Annotated in this window: 20 protein-coding genes, 2 tRNA genes and 1 rRNA gene; 10 read left to right on the forward strand and 13 right to left on the reverse strand. The window is 60.6% G+C overall.

Annotated elements, in window-relative coordinates; translation table 11 throughout:
• Positions 1–221: 221 nt before the first annotated feature.
• From JFU04_RS08900 to JFU04_RS08915, 4 genes are all read right to left on the reverse strand, one after another.
• A complete protein-coding gene (locus JFU04_RS08900) occupies positions 222–1,136 on the reverse strand; it encodes a LysR substrate-binding domain-containing protein (RefSeq protein WP_201143873.1) in 915 nt (304 codons plus the stop codon).
• A gap of 145 nt (positions 1,137–1,281) precedes the next feature.
• Positions 1,282–2,592: a dicarboxylate/amino acid:cation symporter gene (locus tag JFU04_RS08905; protein WP_065901303.1), complete on the reverse strand. Its 1,311-nt coding sequence runs from the start codon at positions 2,590–2,592 to the stop codon at positions 1,282–1,284.
• Positions 2,593–2,689: 97 nt separating this feature from the next.
• Complete coding sequence (locus JFU04_RS08910) at positions 2,690–3,565, reverse strand: alpha/beta fold hydrolase (RefSeq protein ID WP_065901300.1); 876 nt, start codon at positions 3,563–3,565, stop codon at positions 2,690–2,692.
• A gap of 198 nt (positions 3,566–3,763) precedes the next feature.
• Positions 3,764–4,222: a VOC family protein gene (locus JFU04_RS08915; protein WP_201143874.1), complete on the reverse strand. Its 459-nt coding sequence runs from the start codon at positions 4,220–4,222 to the stop codon at positions 3,764–3,766.
• Positions 4,223–4,448: 226 nt separating this feature from the next.
• Between JFU04_RS08915 and JFU04_RS08920 the strand changes: the two genes are divergently transcribed.
• From JFU04_RS08920 to JFU04_RS08930, 3 genes are read left to right on the forward strand one after another with little or no spacing between them, the layout of a single operon-like run.
• Positions 4,449–5,672, forward strand: coding sequence for an SfnB family sulfur acquisition oxidoreductase (locus JFU04_RS08920; protein WP_065901295.1), 1,224 nt, complete (start codon positions 4,449–4,451; stop codon positions 5,670–5,672).
• A gap of 3 nt (positions 5,673–5,675) precedes the next feature.
• Complete coding sequence (locus JFU04_RS08925) at positions 5,676–6,341, forward strand: methionine ABC transporter permease (protein ID WP_065901293.1); 666 nt, start codon at positions 5,676–5,678, stop codon at positions 6,339–6,341.
• A gap of 30 nt (positions 6,342–6,371) precedes the next feature.
• Positions 6,372–7,142 (forward strand): MetQ/NlpA family ABC transporter substrate-binding protein, encoded by a 771-nt coding sequence (locus JFU04_RS08930; RefSeq protein WP_201143875.1) that lies wholly within the window; start codon positions 6,372–6,374, stop codon positions 7,140–7,142.
• Positions 7,143–7,263: 121 nt separating this feature from the next.
• Here JFU04_RS08930 and soxR read toward each other — a convergent pair whose 3' ends face one another.
• A complete protein-coding gene (gene soxR / locus JFU04_RS08935; RefSeq protein WP_065901289.1) occupies positions 7,264–7,713 on the reverse strand; it encodes a redox-sensitive transcriptional activator SoxR in 450 nt (149 codons plus the stop codon).
• A gap of 100 nt (positions 7,714–7,813) precedes the next feature.
• Between soxR and JFU04_RS08940 the strand changes: the two genes are divergently transcribed.
• On the forward strand, positions 7,814–8,179 hold the full coding sequence (locus JFU04_RS08940; protein ID WP_065901287.1) for an antibiotic biosynthesis monooxygenase: 366 nt from the start codon (positions 7,814–7,816) through the stop codon (positions 8,177–8,179).
• On the opposite strand, the gene JFU04_RS08945 is transcribed toward JFU04_RS08940, so the two are convergent.
• The 4 genes from JFU04_RS08945 to msuE all read right to left on the reverse strand — a co-directional run bounded on the left by JFU04_RS08945 (position 8,168) and on the right by msuE (position 12,373).
• On the reverse strand, positions 8,168–9,271 hold the full coding sequence (locus tag JFU04_RS08945; RefSeq protein WP_201143876.1) for a sigma-54 interaction domain-containing protein: 1,104 nt from the start codon (positions 9,269–9,271) through the stop codon (positions 8,168–8,170). The two genes, JFU04_RS08940 and JFU04_RS08945, sit on opposite strands and share 12 nt — an antisense overlap.
• 11 nt (positions 9,272–9,282) lie before the next feature.
• Positions 9,283–10,470: an acyl-CoA dehydrogenase family protein gene (locus JFU04_RS08950; protein WP_065901282.1), complete on the reverse strand. Its 1,188-nt coding sequence runs from the start codon at positions 10,468–10,470 to the stop codon at positions 9,283–9,285.
• Positions 10,471–10,657: 187 nt separating this feature from the next.
• The gene (ssuD, locus tag JFU04_RS08955) at positions 10,658–11,800 is read right to left on the reverse strand and encodes an FMNH2-dependent alkanesulfonate monooxygenase (protein ID WP_106804635.1); all 1,143 of its coding nucleotides are present in this window, start codon (positions 11,798–11,800) and stop codon (positions 10,658–10,660) included.
• A gap of 9 nt (positions 11,801–11,809) precedes the next feature.
• Positions 11,810–12,373 (reverse strand): FMN reductase, encoded by a 564-nt coding sequence (gene msuE / locus JFU04_RS08960; RefSeq protein ID WP_201143877.1) that lies wholly within the window; start codon positions 12,371–12,373, stop codon positions 11,810–11,812.
• A 398-nt stretch (positions 12,374–12,771) separates the two neighbouring features.
• Here msuE and JFU04_RS08965 point away from each other — a divergent pair, with 398 nt between their 5' ends.
• From JFU04_RS08965 to JFU04_RS08975, 3 genes are all read left to right on the forward strand, one after another.
• Positions 12,772–13,041 carry a hypothetical protein gene (locus tag JFU04_RS08965; RefSeq protein WP_065901276.1) on the forward strand — a complete coding sequence of 90 codons (270 nt, stop codon included), beginning with the start codon at positions 12,772–12,774 and terminating at the stop codon, positions 13,039–13,041.
• Positions 13,042–13,274: 233 nt separating this feature from the next.
• Entirely contained in the window at positions 13,275–14,435 is a 1,161-nt protein-coding gene (locus JFU04_RS08970; RefSeq protein WP_201143878.1) for a cysteine desulfurase family protein, read from the forward strand.
• A gap of 51 nt (positions 14,436–14,486) precedes the next feature.
• A complete protein-coding gene (locus tag JFU04_RS08975; protein ID WP_201143879.1) occupies positions 14,487–16,295 on the forward strand; it encodes an aminopeptidase P family protein in 1,809 nt (602 codons plus the stop codon).
• A 106-nt stretch (positions 16,296–16,401) separates the two neighbouring features.
• On the opposite strand, the gene JFU04_RS08980 is transcribed toward JFU04_RS08975, so the two are convergent.
• The 4 genes from JFU04_RS08980 to rhtA form a co-directional block, all read right to left on the reverse strand.
• Entirely contained in the window at positions 16,402–16,992 is a 591-nt protein-coding gene (locus tag JFU04_RS08980) for a 2-hydroxychromene-2-carboxylate isomerase (protein ID WP_201143880.1), read from the reverse strand.
• Positions 16,993–17,028: 36 nt separating this feature from the next.
• Entirely contained in the window at positions 17,029–17,760 is a 732-nt protein-coding gene (locus JFU04_RS08985) for an SDR family oxidoreductase (protein ID WP_065901265.1), read from the reverse strand.
• 111 nt (positions 17,761–17,871) lie between these two features.
• Positions 17,872–18,153: a hypothetical protein gene (locus JFU04_RS08990; RefSeq protein ID WP_065901262.1), complete on the reverse strand. Its 282-nt coding sequence runs from the start codon at positions 18,151–18,153 to the stop codon at positions 17,872–17,874.
• A 165-nt stretch (positions 18,154–18,318) separates the two neighbouring features.
• Positions 18,319–19,206: a threonine/homoserine exporter RhtA gene (gene rhtA, locus JFU04_RS08995; RefSeq protein WP_106804630.1), complete on the reverse strand. Its 888-nt coding sequence runs from the start codon at positions 19,204–19,206 to the stop codon at positions 18,319–18,321.
• A 700-nt stretch (positions 19,207–19,906) separates the two neighbouring features.
• Between rhtA and JFU04_RS09000 the strand changes: the two genes are divergently transcribed.
• From JFU04_RS09000 to JFU04_RS09010, 3 genes are all read left to right on the forward strand, one after another.
• A 16S ribosomal RNA gene (locus JFU04_RS09000) occupies positions 19,907–21,443 on the forward strand.
• Positions 21,444–21,567: 124 nt separating this feature from the next.
• Positions 21,568–21,644 (forward strand) — tRNA-Ile (locus JFU04_RS09005).
• A 10-nt stretch (positions 21,645–21,654) separates the two neighbouring features.
• A tRNA-Ala gene (locus JFU04_RS09010) sits at positions 21,655–21,730 on the forward strand.
• Positions 21,731–21,888 lie beyond the last annotated feature (158 nt).

Here is a 21,888-nt window from a genome sequence, read left to right on the forward strand (position 1 = left end):
CCTACTCGAACCGCAATCGCCGGCAAGCCAGCTCCTACGGGTGAGCGGGTTTGCACGGCGGGAGAGCGGCCATCCCCAGGCAATAAACCCTTGCTTGGCCCACCCCAAACAGTAGGCGCCGGCTTGCCGGCGATTGCAGTGTCAAATATTGCAAACTGACCCACCGCTATCGCCGGCAAGCCGGCTCATACCGTCGGGCGGCGTTGCTCGGCAATATGGCTTTAGATCGACAGCCCTTTGAAGTGCTCCTGCAAGAACTCCACACACGCGCGCAACTTCCCGGAATACGCTAGCCGCGTCGGGTACACCGCCCACACATTGGCACTCTGGGTGTAGGCGTGCAGCACCTGCACCAGCTTGCCCTGTTCCAGCAGTGGCTTCACATCCCACATCGAGCGCAGCAGTACGCCGCGCCCATCCAGCGCCCATTGCAGTACGATCTCGCCATTGTTCGAGGACAACGGACCGCGCACGCGCACGCTCTCCTGGGCGCCGTCGTGCTCGAGGTTCCAGATGCCGAAGGCGTTGTCGCGCTCCTTGAGCACCAGGCAATCGTGCTGCTCCAGGTCGCTCAAGTGTTGCGGCATGCCCCGGCGCTGCAGGTACGCGGGCGCGGCGCACAGCACCCGGCGATTGCTCACCAGGCGTCGGCCGATGTGCTGGCCGGGGATGTCGTCGCCTACGCGGATCTCCAGGTCGAAGCCTTCGCTGACGATATCCACCACGCGGTCGAACAGGTCCAGGCGGATTTCCAGGTCCGGGTACTGCTCCGCCAACAACGACAGGGCCGGTGCCACGTGGTTGCGGCCAAAGCCGAAACTGCTGCACAGGTGCAGGCGGCCACGCGGGCTGTCATGGGCATCGCTGAGTTCATCGGACAGTTGCTGGAAGTCTTCGAGAATACGCACGGCCCAGCGCTGCACCCGTTCACCGTCTTCGGTGAGGGCGATGCGGCGGCTGGTGCGGTGCAGCAGGCGGGTGGCCAGGGTGGTTTCCAGAATCTGGATACGCTTGCTGACATACGCCGGCGACAACCCCAGCTCATCGGCGGCGGCAGCGAAGCCGGCCTTGCGGATCACGGTCAGGAACACCCGCAGGTCTTCGGGTAGGGGCACGGTATCTTTCTTATGAGTCATCAGAAACAAGCGTGGCGGCATGAGCCGCCAGAATAGCACCGGTGTGACGAGGCAGCGTGCTGCCGCTGGAATGTGCAGCGCTCCGATCTTTTTCGGGGCCGCCGCGCAGCCCGGCGGGCGCAAGCTCCCACGCCACCGTCAGGGTTTACTCGGCGGCGATTTTCGCCTGTGCCGCCTGGGCAGCGCGCGCATGGCGGCCGCGCTTGAGGGCGATCGGCGCCATCTTCTCGCGATCCAGTTCGCCTTCCCAGGCGGCCACCACCAGGGCGGCCACGGCGTTGCCGATGATATTGGTCAGCGAGCGGCATTCGGCCATGAACCGGTCGACGCCGAGGATCAGCACCATCGCCGCCACCGGCACAGTCGGCACCACCGCCAGGCTCGCCGCCAATGCCACAAACCCGGCACCGACCACCGCACCGGCGCCTTTGGAGGTGAGCATGGCCACCGCCAGCAGGGTCAGTTGTTGCTCAAGGGGCAGGTGGATATTGGTCGCCTGGGCCAGAAACAGCACCGCCAGCGTCATATAGATGTTGGTGCCGTCCAGGTTGAACGTGTAGCCGGTCGGCACCACGATGCCCACCACGCCCTTGGATGCGCCGAGGCTTTCAAGTTTCTGGATCAGTTGCGGCAGCGCCGACTCCGACGAGCTGGTGCCGAGCACGATCAACAGTTCCGACTTGATGTAGCCCATTAACTTGAAAATGCTGAAGCCGGCATAGCGCGCGATGCTGCCCAGCACCACGGCGATAAAGAAGAACGCGGTGATATAAAAGGTGCCCACCAGTTTCAGCAGCGGCAGCAACGAGCCCACGCCGTATTTGCCGATGGTGAAGGCAATCGCACCAAACGCACCGATCGGCGCGACGCGGCTGATGATGCCGACAATGCGGAAGAACACCTCGCTGGCCTGGTTGATCACGCCCACCAGCGGCCGACCTTTTTCACCGACCATCACCAGCCCGACGCCAAACAGCACGGAGACGAACAGCACCGGCAGGATCTCGCCCTTGGAAAACGCATCGAAAAACGTTGTGGGAATCACGTGCAGCAGGAACCCGGTGATGCCTTCGCCATGCTCGGCCTGGCCGACAAAGCCGGCGATCGCCGAACTGTCGAGAGTCTTCACATCAATGTTGAAACCGACGCCCGGGTGCAGCAGGTGCGCGGCGAGAATGCCGATCAGCAGGGCGATGGTGGACACCACTTCGAAGTACAGCAGCGCCTTGCCGCCGACCCGGCCCACCTGCTTCACGTCGTGCATGCTGGTGATACCGGAGACCACCGTGCAGAAGATGATCGGGCCGATGATCATTTTGATCAGCTTGATAAAGCCATCGCCCAGGGGTTTGAGGTCAATACCGATCTGTGGCCATTGGTGGCCGATCAACACGCCCAGCGCGATCGCGATGAGCACCTGGATATACAGGGTTCCCAGCAGTTTTCTGATTGTCATTGTTATTATCTCGAGACGTTGTTTTGGGCAAAGCGAACCCGTCGCAGGCCGTTGGCAGCCTGCGAGGCGGGTGTGTCAGGTCACGGGGTGATGCGGCTCAGCGAAGGAAGGCCAGGACTTCGCCAAGCAACAACTCGGGGGCTTCTTCAGCGATGTAATGGCCGGCCGGCAGGGCCTTGCCGCGAACATCGGTGGCGACTTTCTGCCACTCCTTGAGCGGCTCGAAGCAGCGGCCGACGGTGCCTTCGGCGCCCCACATGACCAGCAGGGGCAGGTTCAGGTGGTTGCCGGCGTCGATATCCGCCTGGTCGTGCTCAAGGTCGATACCGGCGGCAGCACGGTAGTCCTCGCAAATGCCGGTGGCGCTGCCCGGCAACTTCAAGCAACGCAGGTAGTCGGCGAAAGCTTCATCGGTGAACGGCTTGAGCCCGGCACTGCGACTGCCCATCACGCTGCGCAGGTACAGCTCGGGGTTGCTCTCGATCAAGGCTTCGGGCAAGGGCGCCGGGCGAATCAGGAAGAACCAGTGCCAGTAAGCGCGGGCGAAAGCCTCGTCGGTTTGTGCATACATCGACAGGGTTGGCGCGATATCCAGCAACACCATGCGCTGCACGGCCTCGGGATGATCCAGGGCCAGTCGATGGGCCACACGGGCGCCACGGTCGTGGGCCAGCAGCGAAAACTGCGCGAAGCCCAGGGCCTGCATCAGCTCGACGCCGTCGCGGGCCATTTCGCGTTTTGAATAATTAGTGTGATGGTCATTGGCCGGCGGCCTGCTGCTGTCGCCATAACCGCGCAGGTCCGCGGCGACCACGGTGAAGTGCTCGGCCAGCTGCTCGGCGACTTTATGCCAGATGACATGGGTCTGCGGATGCCCGTGCAGCAGGAGCAGGCCGGGACCCGTACCGCCTTTGCGGTAGCTGATGTCCACGCCGTTGACGTGGCACTGGTCTTTCTGGAATCCGGCGAACATGGAATGACTCCTTGTGATGATTGCCTGCATCCTGGAATCACGCGGCGTTCGCGGCAAGGGGGAAAGCGTGGAGGGGTTGTTCATGAAGTGTGTAGGAGCTGGCTTGCCCGCAATGAAATCGACTCGGTATGCCGGACAAAACGAGTGGTCTGCATCGCAGGCAAGCGCCCACATTTGATCGCCATGGCCTCAGGTATTTCAGGCTTGCTTGAACATCTCCATGGCACGCTGGCGGATCTGCTCCTCGGTCAGGTTCTCCTTGCGCGTCGCGAGGAACCACAGGTGGCCGAACGGATCCTTCACGCTCGCGGAGCGGTCGCCGTAGAACTGGTCCTTTGGCTCCGACACCACCGTGGCGCCGGCAGCCACGGCTTGTTTGAATTGCGCGTCGACGTCGTTCACATACAGGTGCAAGCCGACACTGGTGTGTGCGTCGGGATTGCGCAGGGCCATCTCCGCGCAGGGTGTGCCGAGCATGATCGCCGAATCACCGATGCGCAGCTCGGCATGCCCGACTTTGCCGTCGGGCATGTCCAGGCGCATGACCTGCGTGGCGCCGAAGGCTTTCTTGTAGAACTCGATGGCTTGCGCGGCGTTGTCGATGCCCATATAAGGCGTGACGCTGTGATAGCCCTCGGGAATGGGTTTAACGCTCATATCGTTCTCCTCAGGTGGTGGTTATGGAGGCACGGCCTCTTCACTATAGGCCACGTATCGCGCGGCCTGCGGGCAGCCGACGAGGTGTTCGCCAGGCAACAGTGAACGGGCAGATTGCTGCGCCATAAGCGCCGTCGCGGCGCTTTTACAGGGCCAGGCCGTGTGTTTGCGGGCACGGCACAGAAGCTGCAATGCCTCAGGCAAACCATTCGCCCGAGAGCGTTGTATGTCTGTACTGCCTGTATCTGCCGATTACCCGATCCACAGCCCCCACGCCGAGTTGATTCGCGACGAAGCCCAGGCCATTGCCGTCGCCCACCGTGTCGCCGCGGTGTTGCTGGAGCAGGACGCCGAACGCGACCGCACGCGGCAGGTGCCCGCCGAGGTCGTCGACCTGTATTCCAACAGCGGCCTCTGGGGCATCAGCGTGCCGCGCGAGTTCGGTGGGGCGCAGGTGTCCTACGCGGTGCTGGCCCAGGTGATCGCGATTATTTCGGCGGCCGACCCGTCCCTGGGGCAGATCCCGCAGAACCACTATTGCCTGCTCGAAGATATCCGCCTGCAGGGCACGCCCGAGCAGCAGGCGCATTTCTTCGGCCTGGCCCTGCAAGGCCATCGGTTTGCCAATGCGCTGTCGGAAACCGGCGGCAAGAATGTGCAGGACATCCAGGCGACGATCCGCCGCGAAGGCGACGGCTATGTGATCAACGGGCGCAAGGGTTATTGCACCGGTTCGCTGTATGCCCATTGGCTGGCGGTGCTGGCGCTCGACGAGCAGCAAAATGCCCAGTTGGCCTTTGTGCCGCGGGGGACCGAGGGGCTGGTTGTGGTGGATGACTGGGACAGCATGGGCCAGCGCACCACTTCCAGCGGCACGGTGCTGGCGCAGGACCTGCGGGTGCCGGCGTTCAATCTGTTTCCTACTCACAAGTCCTACGATTCACCGACTTTGGCCGGCCCGTTCGCACAGCTGACCACTGCCGCCATCGACGCCGGTATTGCCCGCGCCGCGCTGCGTGACACGGTCGCGTTCGTGCAGCAATTCGCGCGGCCGTGGATCGACGCCGGGGTGGAAAAAGCCAGCGAAGACCCGTTGACCATCATCCAGGTCGGCGCGCTGGATATTCGCCTGGAAGCCGCTGAGGCGCTGCTCGAACGTGCCGGTCGGGCCCTTGATGCCGCTCGCCCGGCACCGGATGAAGACTCTGTCGCCCACGCCTCCCTGGCCGTGGCCCGCGCCAAGGTCCTGACCACCGAAATCGCCATCGAAGCCAGTAACAAACTGTTCGAGCTCGGTGGCACGCGCTCCACCCTGAAAAAGCACAACTTCGACCGTCACTGGCGCAACGCGCGGGTCCACACGCTGCATGACCCGGTGCGCTGGAAATACCACGTGGTGGGCAACTGGCTGCTCAACGGCGCCAAGCCACCCCGCCACGATTGGTCGTGATGCATGGCTGAATTATTCAAGAACATCTACTGGGCCGATATCGGCCAGGCCTGCCTGGAAACCCTCAGCATGCTCACTGCGGCGCTGGGTTTTACCGTGCTGCTCGGCTTGCCGCTGGGCGTGCTGCTGTTTCTCACCGGCAAGCGCCAGTTGCATGAAGCACTGGTGGTGTACCGGTTGCTGTCGGTGGTGGTCAACGTGCTGCGGTCGCTGCCGTTCATCATCCTGCTGATTGTGCTGATCCCGCTGACCACCTTGCTGGTCGGTACCTCCCTCGGCGTACCGGGCACCATCCCGCCGCTGGTGGTGGGTTGCACGCCGTTCTTTGCACGGCTGGTGGAAACCGCCCTGCGCGAAGTCGATCGCGGCGTGGTGGAGGCTACCCAATCGATGGGCGCCAGTACCTGGCAGGTGATTCGCCACACGCTGTTACCGGAAGCCCGCGGTGGGCTGCTGGCGGCGGTGACCGTCACCGCGATTGTGCTGGTGGACTACACCGCCATGGCCGGGGTGATCGGTGGCGGAGGCCTGGGTGACCTGGCGATTCGCTATGGCTACCAGCGGTTCCAGACCGACGTGATGGTGGTCACCGTGGTGCTGTTGCTGGTGCTGGTCCAGGCACTGCAGATGACCGGTGATCGTTTGGTGGCGCGATACAGCCGCCGTTAATGCCTCTTACAAACTGCCTTTGGAGCACCCATGAAAAAGTCCCTGGCCATCTTGGCCGCTGTCCTGTCGATGAATGCCTTTGCCAATGAAAAGTTGATCGTGGGCGCCACACCCGTGCCTCACGCGGAGATCCTCGAGTTCGTCAAACCGGTGCTGGCCAAGGAGGGCGTGGACTTGCAGATCAAAGTCTTTACCGACTTCATCCAGCCCAACCAGCAGCTGGCGCTGAAGAACATCGACGCCAACTACTATCAGTACCGACCGTTTCTCGATGACTACAACAAGACCCGCCACACCGACCTGGTGCCGGTGGTCGGTGTGCATATCGAGCCGTTTGGCGCGTACTCGACGCGCATCCAGAACATCTCGGAACTGAAGGACGGCGCCACCGTGTCGATCCCCAACGACCCGGTCAACACCGGCCGCGCCCTGGTGCTGCTGGATGAGGCCGGGCTGATCAAGCTCAAGGACCCGAGCAACACCATGAGCACCCCGCGTGATATCGCCGAGAACCCCAAGCACTTGAAGATTCGTGAGCTGGAAGGCGCCTTGCTGGCCCGCTCGGTCAGCCAGGTGGACCTGGCCTTCGTGTTCGCCAACTACGCGCTGGAAGCGGGGATTGATACCAACAGTGCGTTGATCGTCGAGAAGGGTAAATCTTTGTACGTCGAGTACCTCGTGGCGCGGCCGGACAACATCAACGATCCGCGCATCCAGAAGCTCGCCAAGGCGTTGAATTCCGATGAAGTGCGCCAGTTCATCCTGACGCGCTACAAAGGCCAGATCGCCCCCGGTTTCTAAGGATCAACACCGATCAAATGTGGGGGCTGGCCTGGGCGATAGCATCACCACGGTGTGACTGGTTTACCGAGGTGCCTGCATCGCCGGCAAGCCGGGCTCCTGCAGGGTATGGGTGTGCGGGTCAGGATGCAGGGCTGGGTTCCAACAGTTGCGCCCCCGGCCCGTGCTCACCGAGCTGATCATCCTGATTGCGCAGCGGGCACGCCTCCAGTGACAGACACCCGCAACCAATACAACCACTGAGTTTGTCGCGCAGCAGCATCAGCTTGTTGATGCGCTCGTCCAGGTCTTGGCGCCACAGCGCCGACAAACGCTCCCAATCCTGTGCGTTGGGCGTGCGTCCATCGGGCAAGGTCTGCAAGGCTTCGCCAATGGTCGCCAGCGGAATTCCCAGGCGCTGGGCGATTTTGATCACCACCACGCGGCGCAATACATCGCGAGGATAGCGCCGCTGGTTGCCGGCATTGCGATTGCTTTTGATCAGCCCCTTGGCCTCGTAGAAGTGCAGGGCCGTCACCGCCACGCCACTGCGCGCCGCCAGTTGACCGACGGTGAGTTGTTTGTTGAGCATGAAAAACTCCGAGACAACGCTTGACCTTGACTTAACTAGAGGTTTTACCCTGCGTGGCATCGAATCGCAAGATTCTGCCTACAGAGAAAGGGGAGTGTTCATGCAGGTATCAGAGAAAAATCGCAGCTTCACTCAAATGATCGAGTTTCACATCGAGCCCCGGCAGCAAGTTGCCCTGGTGGCCGCCTTGTCTACCCAAAGCGAGCGCCTGGCCCAAGGCCATGGCGGCTTTATCAATGCGAGTGTGCAGGTCAGCGACGATGGCCGGCGGGTGCTCAGCTATCTGCAATGGCGCTCGCGCGAGGACGGCGAGGCGGCGTTCAAATGCTTTGAGCACGGCGAGGAAGATTTCTGGACGCTGATCCGCGCCCACCAGGCCACGGCCGTGACCTTCGGTTCGTTCCAGGTGCTGCGCAGTTTCGAGCGCAGCCATGACAATGCCTTGCACTGCCGCCTAAATGGATAGGTGCAGCATCCGCTCGCCCTGGACGTTCTCCCCGGGGCGGCGCTTGTTCACCGCCAGTTCGCCGATCTTGATCAGGCGGGTGCGGGTGACGTTGCGGCTCAGGCCCAGCAGGTTGGCGGTGTGCACCTGGTTGTAATGGCTGAAGCGGTAGGCGGCGCGTAACAGCGCGTCTTCGACCTTTTCATGCAGGGCACCGGCCTCTTCTTCAAAGAGCTTTTGAAACGCCCGCTCCAGCAGGGCTTCGGCGCTGTTGTCGGTGCTGTTCTGGCTGTCGTCCTGGCGTTCGATGCGCATGTTCGACAAGCGCAGGTCGTCGCGCTCGATCACGCCGTTGCGGCAGATCAGCAGGGTGTGGTGAATCACGTTTTCCAGCTCGCGGATATTGCCTGGCCAGCTGTAACTCTTGAGTTTGTGTTCGGCCTCGCGGCTGATGGTGATCGGGCCGTAGCCCAGGCGCTGGCTGTAGGCTTCGATAAAGTGCCGGGTCAGCGGCAGGATGTCGCCGGGCCGGTCGCGCAATGGGCTGAGTTCGAGGCTGACCACGTCGAGACGGTAGTAGAGGTCTTCGCGGAAATGCCCGGCGTTGATGGCTTTTTCCAGCTGCACGTTGGTGGCCGCCAATACGCGTACATCAATCGGAATGCTCTTGCGCGAGCCCAGGCGCACCACTTCGCGCTCCTGCAGCACCCGCAGCAATTTGACCTGGATGGCCATCGGCAAGTCGCCGATTTCGTCCAGGAACAAGGTGCCGCCATCCGCCTCTTCGAACCAGCCGGCCTTGGCACTGAGGGCACCGGTGAAGGCGCCTTTTTCATGCCCGAACAACTCGGCTTCCACCAGCGATTCAGAGAAGGCGCCGCAGTTCACCGCCACAAACGGCCGGTTACGCCGCGCGCTGAGGTTATGGATATGCCGCGCCACCAGCTCTTTACCGGTCCCGGTCTCGCCGATGATCAGCACACTGGCTTCGCTGGGCGCCACTTGCTGGATGTGGTCGAGCAGCGCCTGGGATTTCGGGTCTTCGAAAACCTGGGCCGTGGCGCGGATGGAGGTCGCGAGGGCGGGCGAGGGCGGTAGGGTTAAAAGCTGCATGGGCACCTCTCTTAGGAATAGAACGTGGGAATCGGCAGGGACTGGTTCAACGCCCAGTCCCCCAGTTCGTGGAGTTTGTAGTCCACCGGATCGTGCAGGGTTTGCGTACGCAGGTTGCGCCAATGGCGGTCCAGGCGCAGCGACGCGTGGGTGGAGCGCGCCCCGGTGACTTCAAACAGGCGGCTGCACAGGTCCAGGCCCTGGCGGGTGGCGGCGACTTTGGCGGTGGCGATGGCAATAGCCAGTTGGCCACGTTCGTTTTCCGTCAGGTTGGGGCCTTTGGCCCAGGCCTGGTCGAGCAACTCGGCGGCGCGCTCCACCAGCAGGCGCACCCCCTCCAGGGCGACCCAGAACTCACCGTAGTGATGCAGCACGTAAGGGTCCTGGCGCACGTCCTCGGCTGAGGATTTGTGCCAGGAGCGGGTCTCGGTCAGCGTGTAGTTGCGCGCTTCTTCGAAGGCGCCTTCGGCAATCCCGAGAAACATATGCGTGAAAGTCAGCTGCGCGATCAACGGGCGCAGGCAGGCGAAGGGGGTGCTCAACGGGCCCGGGTCGAGCAGCAACTCCGACTCCTCGACGCGTACGCGTTCGAAGCTGGCGCTGCCGCTGTCGGTCTGGCGCTGGCCGATATTGTTCCAGTCGTTGTGCAGGGTGATGCCACTGCGGCCGCTAGGAATTGCTGCGATCAGCAGTTTGCCGCCGGCGCTTTCATCCACAGCCGAGGCGATCAGCATTTCCGAGTCGCTGGCGCCGGAGCAGAAGCTCTTTTTGCCGGAGAACTCGCGCCAGCCGCCGAAATCCTTGACCACGGTGCGGGTGTCCAGCGGGTTGAGGGCGTTGCCCCAGAACCAGTTCTTGCGCGCGGTCTGTTCGAACCACGGCTGCCATTGGTCCGGCCGCGAAAACAGGCGCACGGTGGCAAGCATCAAGTGGTGGAAGCCGAAGACATGGGCGATGGAGCTGTCGACCTTGGCGAATTCGCGCACGATGCCCAGGGTGTCGCTCCAGCGCGCGCCGAGACCGCCGTACTGCGTGGGAATGCTCAGGGCCAGCAGGCCGCTGTGGCGCAGGGCGTCGCGTTCGGCCTTGGGGGTACCGCCGCGTTCGTCGCGCTCGACGGCGGTGAGGGCGAATTCGGCGGCCAGCAGTCTGGCGGTCTGCAGCGGTGATGGCAGGACGCTGTGGGGTTTGGCTGTCACGCGGGGTTCCTCAATGTCTATTTCGCAATGAAGGCTAAATGTGGGAGCGGGCTTGCTGTGGCGAGGGAACGGGTTCCCGTTCGACTGCCTAGCAGTCGCCAGCTTTTGGGGGCGCTTCGCACCCCAGCGGGAGCAAACTCCCTCGCCACATAAGCTCCGTTCCTACATAAAGCCGATCTCACTGCACTCAGGCCTTGGTGGTGGGCAGTACATCGTTGGCAATCATTTCGCCGAACGGGCCAGTGAGGTTGGTGACGCCACGTCCGGCAAGGCTGGCATAGGGTTCCGGCAGCAGCGGGAACACCAGCTCGGCAAACCGATAGGCTTCTTCCAGGTGCGGGTAGCCGGAGAAGATGAAGCTCTCGATGCCCAGGTCCGCGTATTCCTTGATGCGTTCGGCCACTTGCTGCGGGTTGCCAACCAGCGCGGTGCCGGCGCCGCCACGCACCAGGCCGACGCCCGCCCACAGGTTGGGGGCGATTTCCAGGTTGTCGCGGCGCCCGTCATGCAAGGCGGCCATGCGGCGCTGGCCTTCGGAATCAAAGCGCGAGAAGGATTTTTGCGCGGCGGCGATGGTGTCGTCGCTGATGTGCTCGATCAGTTTGTCGGCGGCTTTCCAGGCTTCCTCTTCGGTCTCGCGCACGATCACGTGCAGGCGGATGCCGAACTTCACGGTACGCCCGTGACGGGCGGCGCGTTCGCGTACATCCGCGAGTTTTTCGGCGACGGCGGCGGGTGGTTCGCCCCAGGTCAGGTACACGTCCACCTGTTCGGCGGCGAGGTCGTGGGCCGCGTCCGAAGAACCGCCGAAGTACAGCGGCGGATAAGGCTTCTGCACCGGTGGGTAAAGTGCCTTGGCATTCTGCACACGCAAGTGCTTGCCTTCGAAATCTACCGATTCGCCCTGCAACACGCGTCGCCAGATCCGTAGGAACTCGTCAGAGACTTCGTAGCGTTCGCTGTGGTCGAGGAAGCTGCCGTCGCCGCGGTTTTCGTCGGGGTCGCCGCCGGTCACCACGTTGATCAGCAAGCGGCCATTGGAAAGGCGATCCAGGGTGGCAGCCATGCGCGCGGAGACCGTGGGCGAGATGATGCCCGGACGAATGGCCACCAGATACCGCAGCCGTTCGGTCAGCGGCACCAGCGCCGAGGCGATCACCCAGGAGTCTTCGCACGAGCGGCCGGTAGGAATCAGCACGCCGTGGTAACCCAGGCTGTCAGCGGCCTGGGCGACCTGCTTGAGGTAATTGAGGGTGACCGGCCGTGCACCTTGGGTGGTGCCCAGGTAATGGCCATCGCCGTGAGTGGGCAGAAACCAGAAAACATCCATGACAAATCCTTACGCGATTTTCAGCAGAGAAGGGGAATGCGCCGCGAACAATGGCGCTGCTCGTTCTGCCGCCAGTTGAATACGGGCTTTTAGGAGCTCACTGGTTATTTGGTAGTCGGTGAAGTCAGCTTCGGTGGCGTACACGCCGATCGGCAGGGTCAATGCCTGGAAGAAGCTGAACAGCGGGCGCAACTGATGATCGAGCACCAGCGCATGGCGTTCGCTGCCGCCGGTGGCGGCGAGCAACACCGGGGTGTTGATCAGTGCGTTGAGGTCGACCAGGTCGAACAGGTGCTTGAGCAGGCCAGGGTAGGAGCCGCGATAGACCGGCGCCGCGACGATCAGCAGATCTGCCTGTTCAATCGCCAACAGTTGCGTTTCGACCTCGGCCGGCAACTCATCGCGCGACAGTGCACCGCCCAGTGGCCGGGCAATGTCGCCCAGTTCGATCAGGTGGGTATGGATCGGCAGCAAGGTGGCCAGTTCGGCCAGTACCGCCTGGGTCAATACGAGGGTACGGGACGGGCGCCAGGTTCCGCCGGAGACGGCTACGACATTCAGGGGACGGGTCATGAACAGTTCCTTTATCAACAGTGGTTCATAGCAGGTGTGTGCAACGTGTTGAGCAAGAGCTGTACCAACGGGTGCAAGCCTTGATTGGCGCGGGCTGCGGCCTTGCGGGTGAAAACGGCTGCTGTTGTCTGATTGGTGATTTGTTGAATGACTGTTGCCGGGGCAACAGTTGCGTGGCGAACAGTGTCGGGCAGCTGAGAGCCATTTATAGAGGGTTACATTTATTCCGTAAATGAACGTATTTCCATATTTATAGATCTTTGGGGAATATGAGGGGGCCGCTATCGCAGGTGCCTTGGCGGTTGATAGCGACTATCACGGACGATGATTTTTCACCGGCAAAGGGCGGGAGTAGCCTGTGTTCATTGACTCGAAACCACCTTTGCAGGGCCGCCGCCATGAACCGATTCCTCGCTGTTTGCTTACTCGTCGTTGCCTCAGTCCTCGCCGGATGTGCGACCCATGCTTCGCCCGAATTACGGCCTTACACCGCAGAAGAAACCAAACAGTTGGCCCTGGAGGCGCTGAGTCGTCGTGGCTTGTCGTTTGATGAATACCAACAGCAGCGCGCCGCACTGACCGGCCAGCCACAGAAATCCTTTGGCTTCGATCACCAGGGCGAAATGAATGCCGAACGCAGCGTGACATTGCATGGTCGTCCTAGTTGAGCCCGCGCTCAGCAGCAAAAAGCCCGAGGATTCCCTTAAGGAACCTCGGGCTTTTTGTTTGCCATGCGGGGACTTCAGCCTGTTAAGCTGAATTTCAGGAGCGTTCCTACGCACATTTAAATAAAGTGGCCCTTCTTCAATGGCATTTGATCCGGTAAACCTGACGACCTCTGTTCCGGCTGATGCCCCTGAGACGCTGTTCTCGGGAACCTGTTTTGCGAGTCTTAATTGTCATGAATAAACGTCCGCTGTATTTCGACTATGCCGCCACCACCCCGGTGGATGAGCGGGTCATCCAGGTGATGGTCGAGTGTCTGGGCTTCAACGCCAATTTCGGTAACCCCGCGTCCAGCTCCCACGCGTTCGGCCAGGCGGCCCGGCAAACGGTCGAGCAGGCGCGCTGCCAGGTGGCGGAACTGGTCGGTGCCCAACCTGAGCAAATCGTCTGGACCTCCGGCGCCACCGAATCCAACAACCTCGCCATCAAGGGCGTGGCCCAGGCGCGGGGCGTGGCAGGCGGGCATATCATCACCAGCCAGATCGAACACAAGGCCACGCTGGACACCGCCCGGCAATTGCAGGAAGCCGGCGTGGCCGTGACCTACCTGGTGCCGGACGCGCAGGGCCTGATCAGTGCCGATGCAGTCAGCCAGGCGCTGCGCGAGGACACCTTCCTGGTGTCGCTGATGCTGGTGAACAACGAACTGGGCACCGTCAACGACATCCCGGCCATCGGCGCACGCGTGCGTGAACATGGGGCGTTGTTGCACGTGGACGCAGCGCAGGGCGCAGGCAAGGTAGCGATCGACCTGGCCGAGTGGCCGGTGGATTTGATGTCGTTTTCCGCACACAAACTGTATGGCCCCAAGGGCATCGGCGCGCTGTATGTGGGGCCGCGCGCGCAGCAGAAGGTGCTGGCGCAGATCCACGGCGGTGGTCACGAAGGCGGATTGCGTTCCGGCACGCTGGCCACGCACCAGATTGCAGGCATGGGCACGGCGTTCGCCCTGGCGGCGGCATCGTTTACCGAAGAACAGGCGCTGATTGTGGCGTTGCGCCAGCGGCTGCTGGATCAGCTGGCGTCAATCGCCGGCGTGCGCCTCAACGGCAGCCCGACCCAACGTATTCCGCACACCCTCAGCCTCACGTTTGGCGAAGGTGAATTCAATGCGGCGGCGCTGAGTGCGGGCATCGCGTTTTCTGCCACCTCGGCCTGTAACTCGGCGAGCAACGCGCCCTCCCATGTGCTGCTGGCGCTGGGCCATGACGCGCGCAGCGCCGGCCGCACGATTCGCTTGAGCCTGGGCCGGTTTACCACCGAGCAGGACATCGATGAGGCCGTGCAGTTGATCAAGGCCGCACTTGCCAGCGCACCGGCGTTCTGGGCGGTCTGAATTTATCCATTCGCAACACATAACAATTATTCGTGGTTAGCAGGAGACACAATGAGCACGCAGCCTTTGACCCATGGAACGGTTCCCCAGCGCCTGGCGCATACCCGTGAACTGATGAGCCGCGAGGGCATTCACGCCCTGCTGGTGCCGTCGGCGGATCCGCATCTGTCTGAATACCTGCCGGGTTACTGGCAGGGACGCCAATGGTTGTCGGGGTTCCATGGCTCGGTGGGAACGCTGATCGTGACCGCGGACTTTGCCGGCGTCTGGGCGGACAGCCGCTATTGGGAACAGGCCACCAAGGAACTCAAGGGCAGCGGCATCGAATTGGTGAAGCTGCAACCGGGCCAGCCTGGTCCATTGGAGTGGCTGGCGGAGCAAACCCCGGAAGGTGGGGTGGTGGCGGTGGACGGCGCGGTGATGGCTGTGGCGTCAGCACGGACCCTGGGCGGCAAGCTGGCCGAGCGCGGCGCAACCCTGCGTACCGACATCGACCTGCTCGATGAAGTCTGGCAAGACCGCCCGGCGCTGCCGAACCAGCCGATCTATCAACACCTGCCGCCGCAGGCCACGGTGAGCCGCGGTGAGAAACTCGCCGCGCTGCGTGCCAGCTTGAAGGAGAAGGGCGCCGACTGGCACTTCATCGCCACCCTGGATGATATTGCCTGGCTGTTCAACTTGCGCGGCGGTGACGTTTCGTTCAACCCGGTGTTTGTGTCCTTTGCGTTGATCAATCAACAACAGGCCACCTTGTTCGTGGCGCTGAGCAAGGTCGATGCCGAACTGCGGGCGGTGCTGGAGCAGGACGGCGTGACCTTGCGTGACTACAGCGAAGTGGCTGATGCACTGCGCGCCGTGCCGTCGGGTGCCAGTGTGCAGGTCGATCCCGCGCGCGTGACCGCAGGTTTGCTGGAAAACCTGGACGCTGGCGTCAAGCTGATCGAAGGGCTCAACCCGACCACGCTGGCCAAGTCGCGCAAGAGCCTGGCCGACGCGGAACACATCCGCCAGGCCATGGAGCAGGACGGCGCAGCGCTGTGCGAGTTTTTCGCCTGGCTGGACAGCGCGCTGGGGCGCGAACGCATCACTGAACTGACCATTGACGAACACCTGACCGCCGCGCGTAGCCGTCGCCCGGGTTATGTGTCGCTGAGTTTCAATACTATCGCCGCGTATAACGCCAATGGTGCGATGCCGCATTACCACGCGACTGAAGAAGAGCACGCGCTGATCGAAGGCGATGGTTTGCTGTTGATCGATTCGGGTGGCCAGTACCTGGGTGGCACCACCGATATCACGCGGATGGTGCCTATCGGTACACCCAGCGAAGAACAAAAGCGCGATTGCACCCGGGTGTTGAAAGGGGTGGTTGCCCTGTCCCGTGCGCATTTTCCCAAGGGCATTCTGTCGCCGCTGCTGGATTCGATTGCGCGTGCGCCGATCTGGGCTGAAGGCGTGGACTACGGCCACGGTACCGGGCACGGCGTGGGTTATTTCCTCAACGTGCACGAAGGTCCGCAAGTGATCGCCTACCAGGCGGCCACGGCGCCGCAAACCGCGATGCAACCGGGGATGATCACCTCGATTGAGCCGGGTACTTATCGTCCGGGACGTTGGGGCGTGCGGATCGAGAACCTGGTGTTGAACCGTGAAGCGGGCAAGACCGAGTTCGGTGAGTTCCTCAAGTTCGAAACCCTGACCTTGTGCCCGATCGATACTCGTTGCCTGGAGCCGTCGCTGCTGACGGCGGATGAGCGTGAGTGGTTCAACGGCTACCACAGCGAGGTGCGCGAGCGCCTGAGCCCGTTGCTCAATGGCGCGGCACTCGAGTGGTTGCAGGTGCGTACCGCGGCTATTTGATCGGTTGCAGTCCAGGCGCTCGGCCAAGGCGTCGGCTATGTAGTCGACTAACGCCTTGAGCCGGGCGACTGGCGCCGATTGGGCGGGGGCGCTTGGCGATCGAGATTCAACTCAAGGCTTCGCGCACAAACTCCAGACGGTCCTGGCCGAAAAATAGCTGGTTGCCTACAAACAGGCTGGGCGCACCGAACACGCCGCGTTGAACGGCTTGCTCGGTTTTGGCCTTGAGGGCGGCTTTTACGCTTTCGTCATTGGCCAAGGCCAGTATCTCCTGCGGCTCAAAGCCGTGTTCGCTGAGCACCGTAGCCACGACGGCGGGATCTCCCAAGTCGCGACCCTCTGCCCACAGCGCGCGAAACAAGCAACCCACCAAATCGTCGAAGCGTTCGGGCTGGTGCAGTTGCACGCCGGTGACAGCGCGCATCAGCACCAGGGTATTGATGGGAAAGTGCGGGTTGAACTTGAGCGTGACGTTGTAGCGTTGGGCGTAACGAGCCAGGTCGTCGAACATATAGCGTCCCTTGGCGGGGACGGTGATCGGCGAGGCGTTACCGGTGGCCTTGAACACGCCGCCCAATAACATCGGTTGATACACCAACTCTGCGCCGGTTGCTGCGCACAGGGCCGGGAGCTGGGTGTAGGCCAGGTAGGTGGCAGGGCTGCCGAGATCAAAGAAGAACTCCAGGGTTTTACTCATGGTCGCTGCTCGCTGATTATTGTTGTGGGGGCGTGCTTACCAGGGTTCATTCCAGGGGCGCAGGTCCAGCTCGAACGTCCAGGCGTCGCGCGGTTGGCTGTGCAGGAACCAATAGTTGTCGGCGATGTGCTCGGGGTTGAGAATGCCGTCCTGATCCTTGAGCGCGTATTTCTGCGGGAAATTGTCGCGAATGAAGTCTGTGTCGATGGCGCCATCAACCACGATATGAGCGACATGGATATTCATCGGCCCCAGCTCCCGCGCCATGCTTTGCGCAAGTGCGCGGATCCCGTGCTTTGCTCCTGCAAATGCGGCAAAGCCGGCGGCCCCGCGCAGGCCGGCAGTCGCGCCGGTGAACAGGATGGTGCCGCGATGGCGGGTGACCATGCGCTTGGCCACCTCACGTGCATTGAGGAACCCGGAGAAACAGGCCATTTCCCAGATCTTGAAATACTTGCGCGCGGTTTCTTCAAGGATGCTGCAGGGCACATTGGCGCCGATGTTGAAAACGAAGGCCTCAATCGGGCCCAGTTGCGTTTCAATCTGTTCGATCAGCGCGATCACGTCTTCTTCTTTTCGTGCATCGCACGCAAAGCCATGCGCTTCGCCACCGGCTGCCTGGATGCTATCGACCAGAGGCTGCAATTTGTCGGCGGTGCGGCGGGTGACACAGGCGACGTAGCCTTCGCGGGCAAAGCGCTTGGCAATGGCACCACCGGTTGCGTCTCCGGCGCCGACTACCAATACGATTTTCTTGTTATGCGTCATGGGAACTCCGTTGGCTCGAATGTCGAACAGGAGTCTAGCCGCAGTGTCGCAAAAGGGCGGGTGGGTAGTGGGTGTTTGATATGAGCAGTCGGAGGGGGACTGCTCGGTCAATCACTTGCAAATGACGATCATGCTCCGGCTTGTATAGCCCGCAGGGTTGAGGCCGAAGGGGTAATCCCCAGGTTCCTCTGAATTGTCACCGGACTTGGCGATCACCCGGTAGCCCTTGGCTCCGCACGAGTTGGTTGCGCTGGTGTAGCACTGGTCCCAGGAGGAAGACAGTCCGGAACAGTTGATATGCAGCCCTTTTTTGCCCCGCTTCACTTCTGTCTTGGTGGTCGCGGCACAGCCACCGATGGCCACGACCATTAACAGTATCAAAATTCGCTTCATTCCTATCCTTAATAGCCGCTTCCGCAATGCTTGAAGCCGGCTCTACTCGCTCTCGAGTCTAGCGTTCGTGCTGTCCCTGTCGACGTTCTCCATGAATGACATTCGTTTACGGCTTAAACATGGCTTAAATGAGCGGTAAATGCCAGAGCTACATTCAAAGAAGCGTCAATCCGCTGGAACCAGCGGCTTTGACTCCTTGCGCATCGTCACGGTGGCGCCCACGGAGGCCAGGATGATGCAGGTGATGGCCAGCCATTGCGCCAAGGTCAGGTGCTCGTGCAGGAAGAGCAGGCCGGAAAGCGCGCCGAATGCGGGTTCGATGCTCATGAGCGTGCCGAAGGTGCGGGCGGGGAGGCGGGTCAGCGCGACCATCTCCAGGGTGTAAGGCAGGGCGGTGGACAGAATGGCGACGCCGATGGCGACAGGGATCAGGGCCGGGGTCAGCAATGCAGCACCCGCGTGCACAATGCCGATAGGTGCCACAAACAAGGCGGCGATCATCACGCCGAGGGCGGCGGTCTGTACGCCATTGTCATTGCCTGCCTTCTGGCCGAACAGAATATAGAGGGCCCAGCAGACACCCGCCCCCAGTGCGTAGGCTGCGCCGAGCAAGTCGATGCCGCTGCTGGCGTCCCCCATGGGAATCAACAAGAGCAGGCCGATGACCGCGAGGGCAATCCAGAGAAAATCTACCGCTCTGCGCGATGCGTAAATCGCTACTGCCAGCGGTCCGGTGAATTCCAGGGCAACGGCAATCCCCAGGGGTACGCTGCGCAATGACATATAGAAGAGGAAATTCATGCCACCCAGGGCCATCCCGTAGACGATCACCGTGCGCAGGGACTTGGCGGTCAGCTTGGCGCGCCACGGGCGTAGGAGAAGCAGCATGATCACGCTGGCGAAAATCAGGCGCAGGGTGGTCGTGCCTTGGGCGCCAACAATTGGAAACATGCTCTTGGCCAGCGAGGCGCCGGACTGGATGGAAGCCATGGCGATCAACAGCAGGCCGACAGGAAACAATGCCGAGGCCAGGCTGCGGGGAGAGGTGGTCATTGGGGATGTTCGTCCGAGGTCGTATTAAGAGAAGCGCAAGCAGCTATGATGCTTAAGTGTTGAGGGTTGAGCAATATATTGCTCAATTATTCCGTTGATGACCTCTATATAGCCTCAAACCGGAGGTTTTCCGGCTTGTTGATAGAAAATCCAAATTAAGGGTTGACGGCAGATTCTGGAAGTCTATAATTCGCCCCACTTCCGGCGCAGTCGAAACGGAAAACTCCTTGGTAAACAAAGAGTTACGCTAGATTCGACAGCGACTTGCTTCAGTTCATTGAAGCCCAGAAAGAGTTGGTAGAGCAGGGTTGGTTGGCTCTATTAACGTTTCGATCCTCTCGGTCGAAAGCGGAGAAAAAGAGGTGTTGACAGCAGCGTGTAACGCTGTAGAATTCGCCTCCCGCTAACGAGAGATCGGAAGCGCAAGTGGTTGAAGTTGTTGAAGAAATCTTCGAAAACTTCTGAAAATAATCACTTGACAGCAAATGAGGCTGCTGTAGAATGCGCGCCTCGGTTGAGACGAAAGATCTTAACCAACCGCTCTTTAACAACTGAATCAAGCAATTCGTGTGGGTGCTTGTGGAGTCAGACTGATAGTCAACAAGATTATCAGCATCACAAGTTACTCCGCGAGAAATCAAAGATGTAACCAACGATTGCTGAGCCAAGTTTAGGGTTTCTTAAAAACCCAAAGATGTTTGAACTGAAGAGTTTGATCATGGCTCAGATTGAACGCTGGCGGCAGGCCTAACACATGCAAGTCGAGCGGTAGAGAGAAGCTTGCTTCTCTTGAGAGCGGCGGACGGGTGAGTAATGCCTAGGAATCTGCCTGGTAGTGGGGGATAACGTTCGGAAACGGACGCTAATACCGCATACGTCCTACGGGAGAAAGCAGGGGACCTTCGGGCCTTGCGCTATCAGATGAGCCTAGGTCGGATTAGCTAGTTGGTGGGGTAATGGCTCACCAAGGCGACGATCCGTAACTGGTCTGAGAGGATGATCAGTCACACTGGAACTGAGACACGGTCCAGACTCCTACGGGAGGCAGCAGTGGGGAATATTGGACAATGGGCGAAAGCCTGATCCAGCCATGCCGCGTGTGTGAAGAAGGTCTTCGGATTGTAAAGCACTTTAAGTTGGGAGGAAGGGCAGTTGCCTAATACGTAACTGTTTTGACGTTACCGACAGAATAAGCACCGGCTAACTCTGTGCCAGCAGCCGCGGTAATACAGAGGGTGCAAGCGTTAATCGGAATTACTGGGCGTAAAGCGCGCGTAGGTGGTTTGTTAAGTTGGATGTGAAATCCCCGGGCTCAACCTGGGAACTGCATTCAAAACTGACTGACTAGAGTATGGTAGAGGGTGGTGGAATTTCCTGTGTAGCGGTGAAATGCGTAGATATAGGAAGGAACACCAGTGGCGAAGGCGACCACCTGGACTGATACTGACACTGAGGTGCGAAAGCGTGGGGAGCAAACAGGATTAGATACCCTGGTAGTCCACGCCGTAAACGATGTCAACTAGCCGTTGGGAGCCTTGAGCTCTTAGTGGCGCAGCTAACGCATTAAGTTGACCGCCTGGGGAGTACGGCCGCAAGGTTAAAACTCAAATGAATTGACGGGGGCCCGCACAAGCGGTGGAGCATGTGGTTTAATTCGAAGCAACGCGAAGAACCTTACCAGGCCTTGACATCCAATGAACTTTCTAGAGATAGATTGGTGCCTTCGGGAACATTGAGACAGGTGCTGCATGGCTGTCGTCAGCTCGTGTCGTGAGATGTTGGGTTAAGTCCCGTAACGAGCGCAACCCTTGTCCTTAGTTACCAGCACGTAATGGTGGGCACTCTAAGGAGACTGCCGGTGACAAACCGGAGGAAGGTGGGGATGACGTCAAGTCATCATGGCCCTTACGGCCTGGGCTACACACGTGCTACAATGGTCGGTACAGAGGGTTGCCAAGCCGCGAGGTGGAGCTAATCCCATAAAACCGATCGTAGTCCGGATCGCAGTCTGCAACTCGACTGCGTGAAGTCGGAATCGCTAGTAATCGCGAATCAGAATGTCGCGGTGAATACGTTCCCGGGCCTTGTACACACCGCCCGTCACACCATGGGAGTGGGTTGCACCAGAAGTAGCTAGTCTAACCTTCGGGAGGACGGTTACCACGGTGTGATTCATGACTGGGGTGAAGTCGTAACAAGGTAGCCGTAGGGGAACCTGCGGCTGGATCACCTCCTTAATCGACGACATCAGCTGCTCCATAAGTTCCCACACGAATTGCTTGATTCATTGAAGAAGACGATAGAAGCAGCTTTAAGCTCCAAGCTGATAGCTCTTAGCTAATCAGTTACGCGCTCGAAATTGGGTCTGTAGCTCAGTTGGTTAGAGCGCACCCCTGATAAGGGTGAGGTCGGCAGTTCGAATCTGCCCAGACCCACCAATTTTGTTATGGGGCCATAGCTCAGCTGGGAGAGCGCCTGCCTTGCACGCAGGAGGTCAACGGTTCGATCCCGTTTGGCTCCACCATTAACTGCTTCTGCTGTTAGAGTTTAGAAATGAATATTCACTAATGAATATTGATTTCTAGTCTTTGATTAGATCGTTCTTTAAAAATTTGGGTATGTGATAGAAAGATAGACTGAACGTTACTTTCACTGGTAACGGATCAGGCTAAGGTAAAATTT

Origin of the sequence: Pseudomonas sp. TH21 (assembly GCF_016651025.1) — a bacterium.
Classification (GTDB): domain Bacteria; phylum Pseudomonadota; class Gammaproteobacteria; order Pseudomonadales; family Pseudomonadaceae; genus Aquipseudomonas; species Aquipseudomonas aylmerensis.

Bases quoted from the DNA above. Each gene is read 5' to 3' on its own strand.
- JFU04_RS08900 (WP_201143873.1), bottom strand. From the start codon at position 1,136: ATGACTCATAAGAAAGATACCGTGCCCCTACCCGAAGACCTGCGGGTG.
- JFU04_RS08905 (WP_065901303.1), bottom strand. From the start codon at position 2,592: ATGACAATCAGAAAACTGCTGGGAACCCTGTATATCCAGGTGCTCATC.
- JFU04_RS08910 (WP_065901300.1), bottom strand. From the start codon at position 3,565: ATGTTCGCCGGATTCCAGAAAGACCAGTGCCACGTCAACGGCGTGGAC.
- JFU04_RS08915 (WP_201143874.1), bottom strand. From the start codon at position 4,222: ATGAGCGTTAAACCCATTCCCGAGGGCTATCACAGCGTCACGCCTTAT.
- JFU04_RS08920 (WP_065901295.1), top strand. From the start codon at position 4,449: ATGTCTGTACTGCCTGTATCTGCCGATTACCCGATCCACAGCCCCCAC.
- JFU04_RS08925 (WP_065901293.1), top strand. From the start codon at position 5,676: ATGGCTGAATTATTCAAGAACATCTACTGGGCCGATATCGGCCAGGCC.
- JFU04_RS08930 (WP_201143875.1), top strand. From the start codon at position 6,372: ATGAAAAAGTCCCTGGCCATCTTGGCCGCTGTCCTGTCGATGAATGCC.
- soxR (WP_065901289.1), bottom strand. From the start codon at position 7,713: ATGCTCAACAAACAACTCACCGTCGGTCAACTGGCGGCGCGCAGTGGC.
- JFU04_RS08940 (WP_065901287.1), top strand. From the start codon at position 7,814: ATGCAGGTATCAGAGAAAAATCGCAGCTTCACTCAAATGATCGAGTTT.
- JFU04_RS08945 (WP_201143876.1), bottom strand. From the start codon at position 9,271: ATGCAGCTTTTAACCCTACCGCCCTCGCCCGCCCTCGCGACCTCCATC.
- ssuD (WP_106804635.1), bottom strand. From the start codon at position 11,800: ATGGATGTTTTCTGGTTTCTGCCCACTCACGGCGATGGCCATTACCTG.
- msuE (WP_201143877.1), bottom strand. From the start codon at position 12,373: ATGACCCGTCCCCTGAATGTCGTAGCCGTCTCCGGCGGAACCTGGCGC.
- JFU04_RS08965 (WP_065901276.1), top strand. From the start codon at position 12,772: ATGAACCGATTCCTCGCTGTTTGCTTACTCGTCGTTGCCTCAGTCCTC.
- JFU04_RS08970 (WP_201143878.1), top strand. From the start codon at position 13,275: ATGAATAAACGTCCGCTGTATTTCGACTATGCCGCCACCACCCCGGTG.
- JFU04_RS08975 (WP_201143879.1), top strand. From the start codon at position 14,487: ATGAGCACGCAGCCTTTGACCCATGGAACGGTTCCCCAGCGCCTGGCG.
- JFU04_RS08980 (WP_201143880.1), bottom strand. From the start codon at position 16,992: ATGAGTAAAACCCTGGAGTTCTTCTTTGATCTCGGCAGCCCTGCCACC.
- JFU04_RS08985 (WP_065901265.1), bottom strand. From the start codon at position 17,760: ATGACGCATAACAAGAAAATCGTATTGGTAGTCGGCGCCGGAGACGCA.
- JFU04_RS08990 (WP_065901262.1), bottom strand. From the start codon at position 18,153: ATGAAGCGAATTTTGATACTGTTAATGGTCGTGGCCATCGGTGGCTGT.
- rhtA (WP_106804630.1), bottom strand. From the start codon at position 19,206: ATGACCACCTCTCCCCGCAGCCTGGCCTCGGCATTGTTTCCTGTCGGC.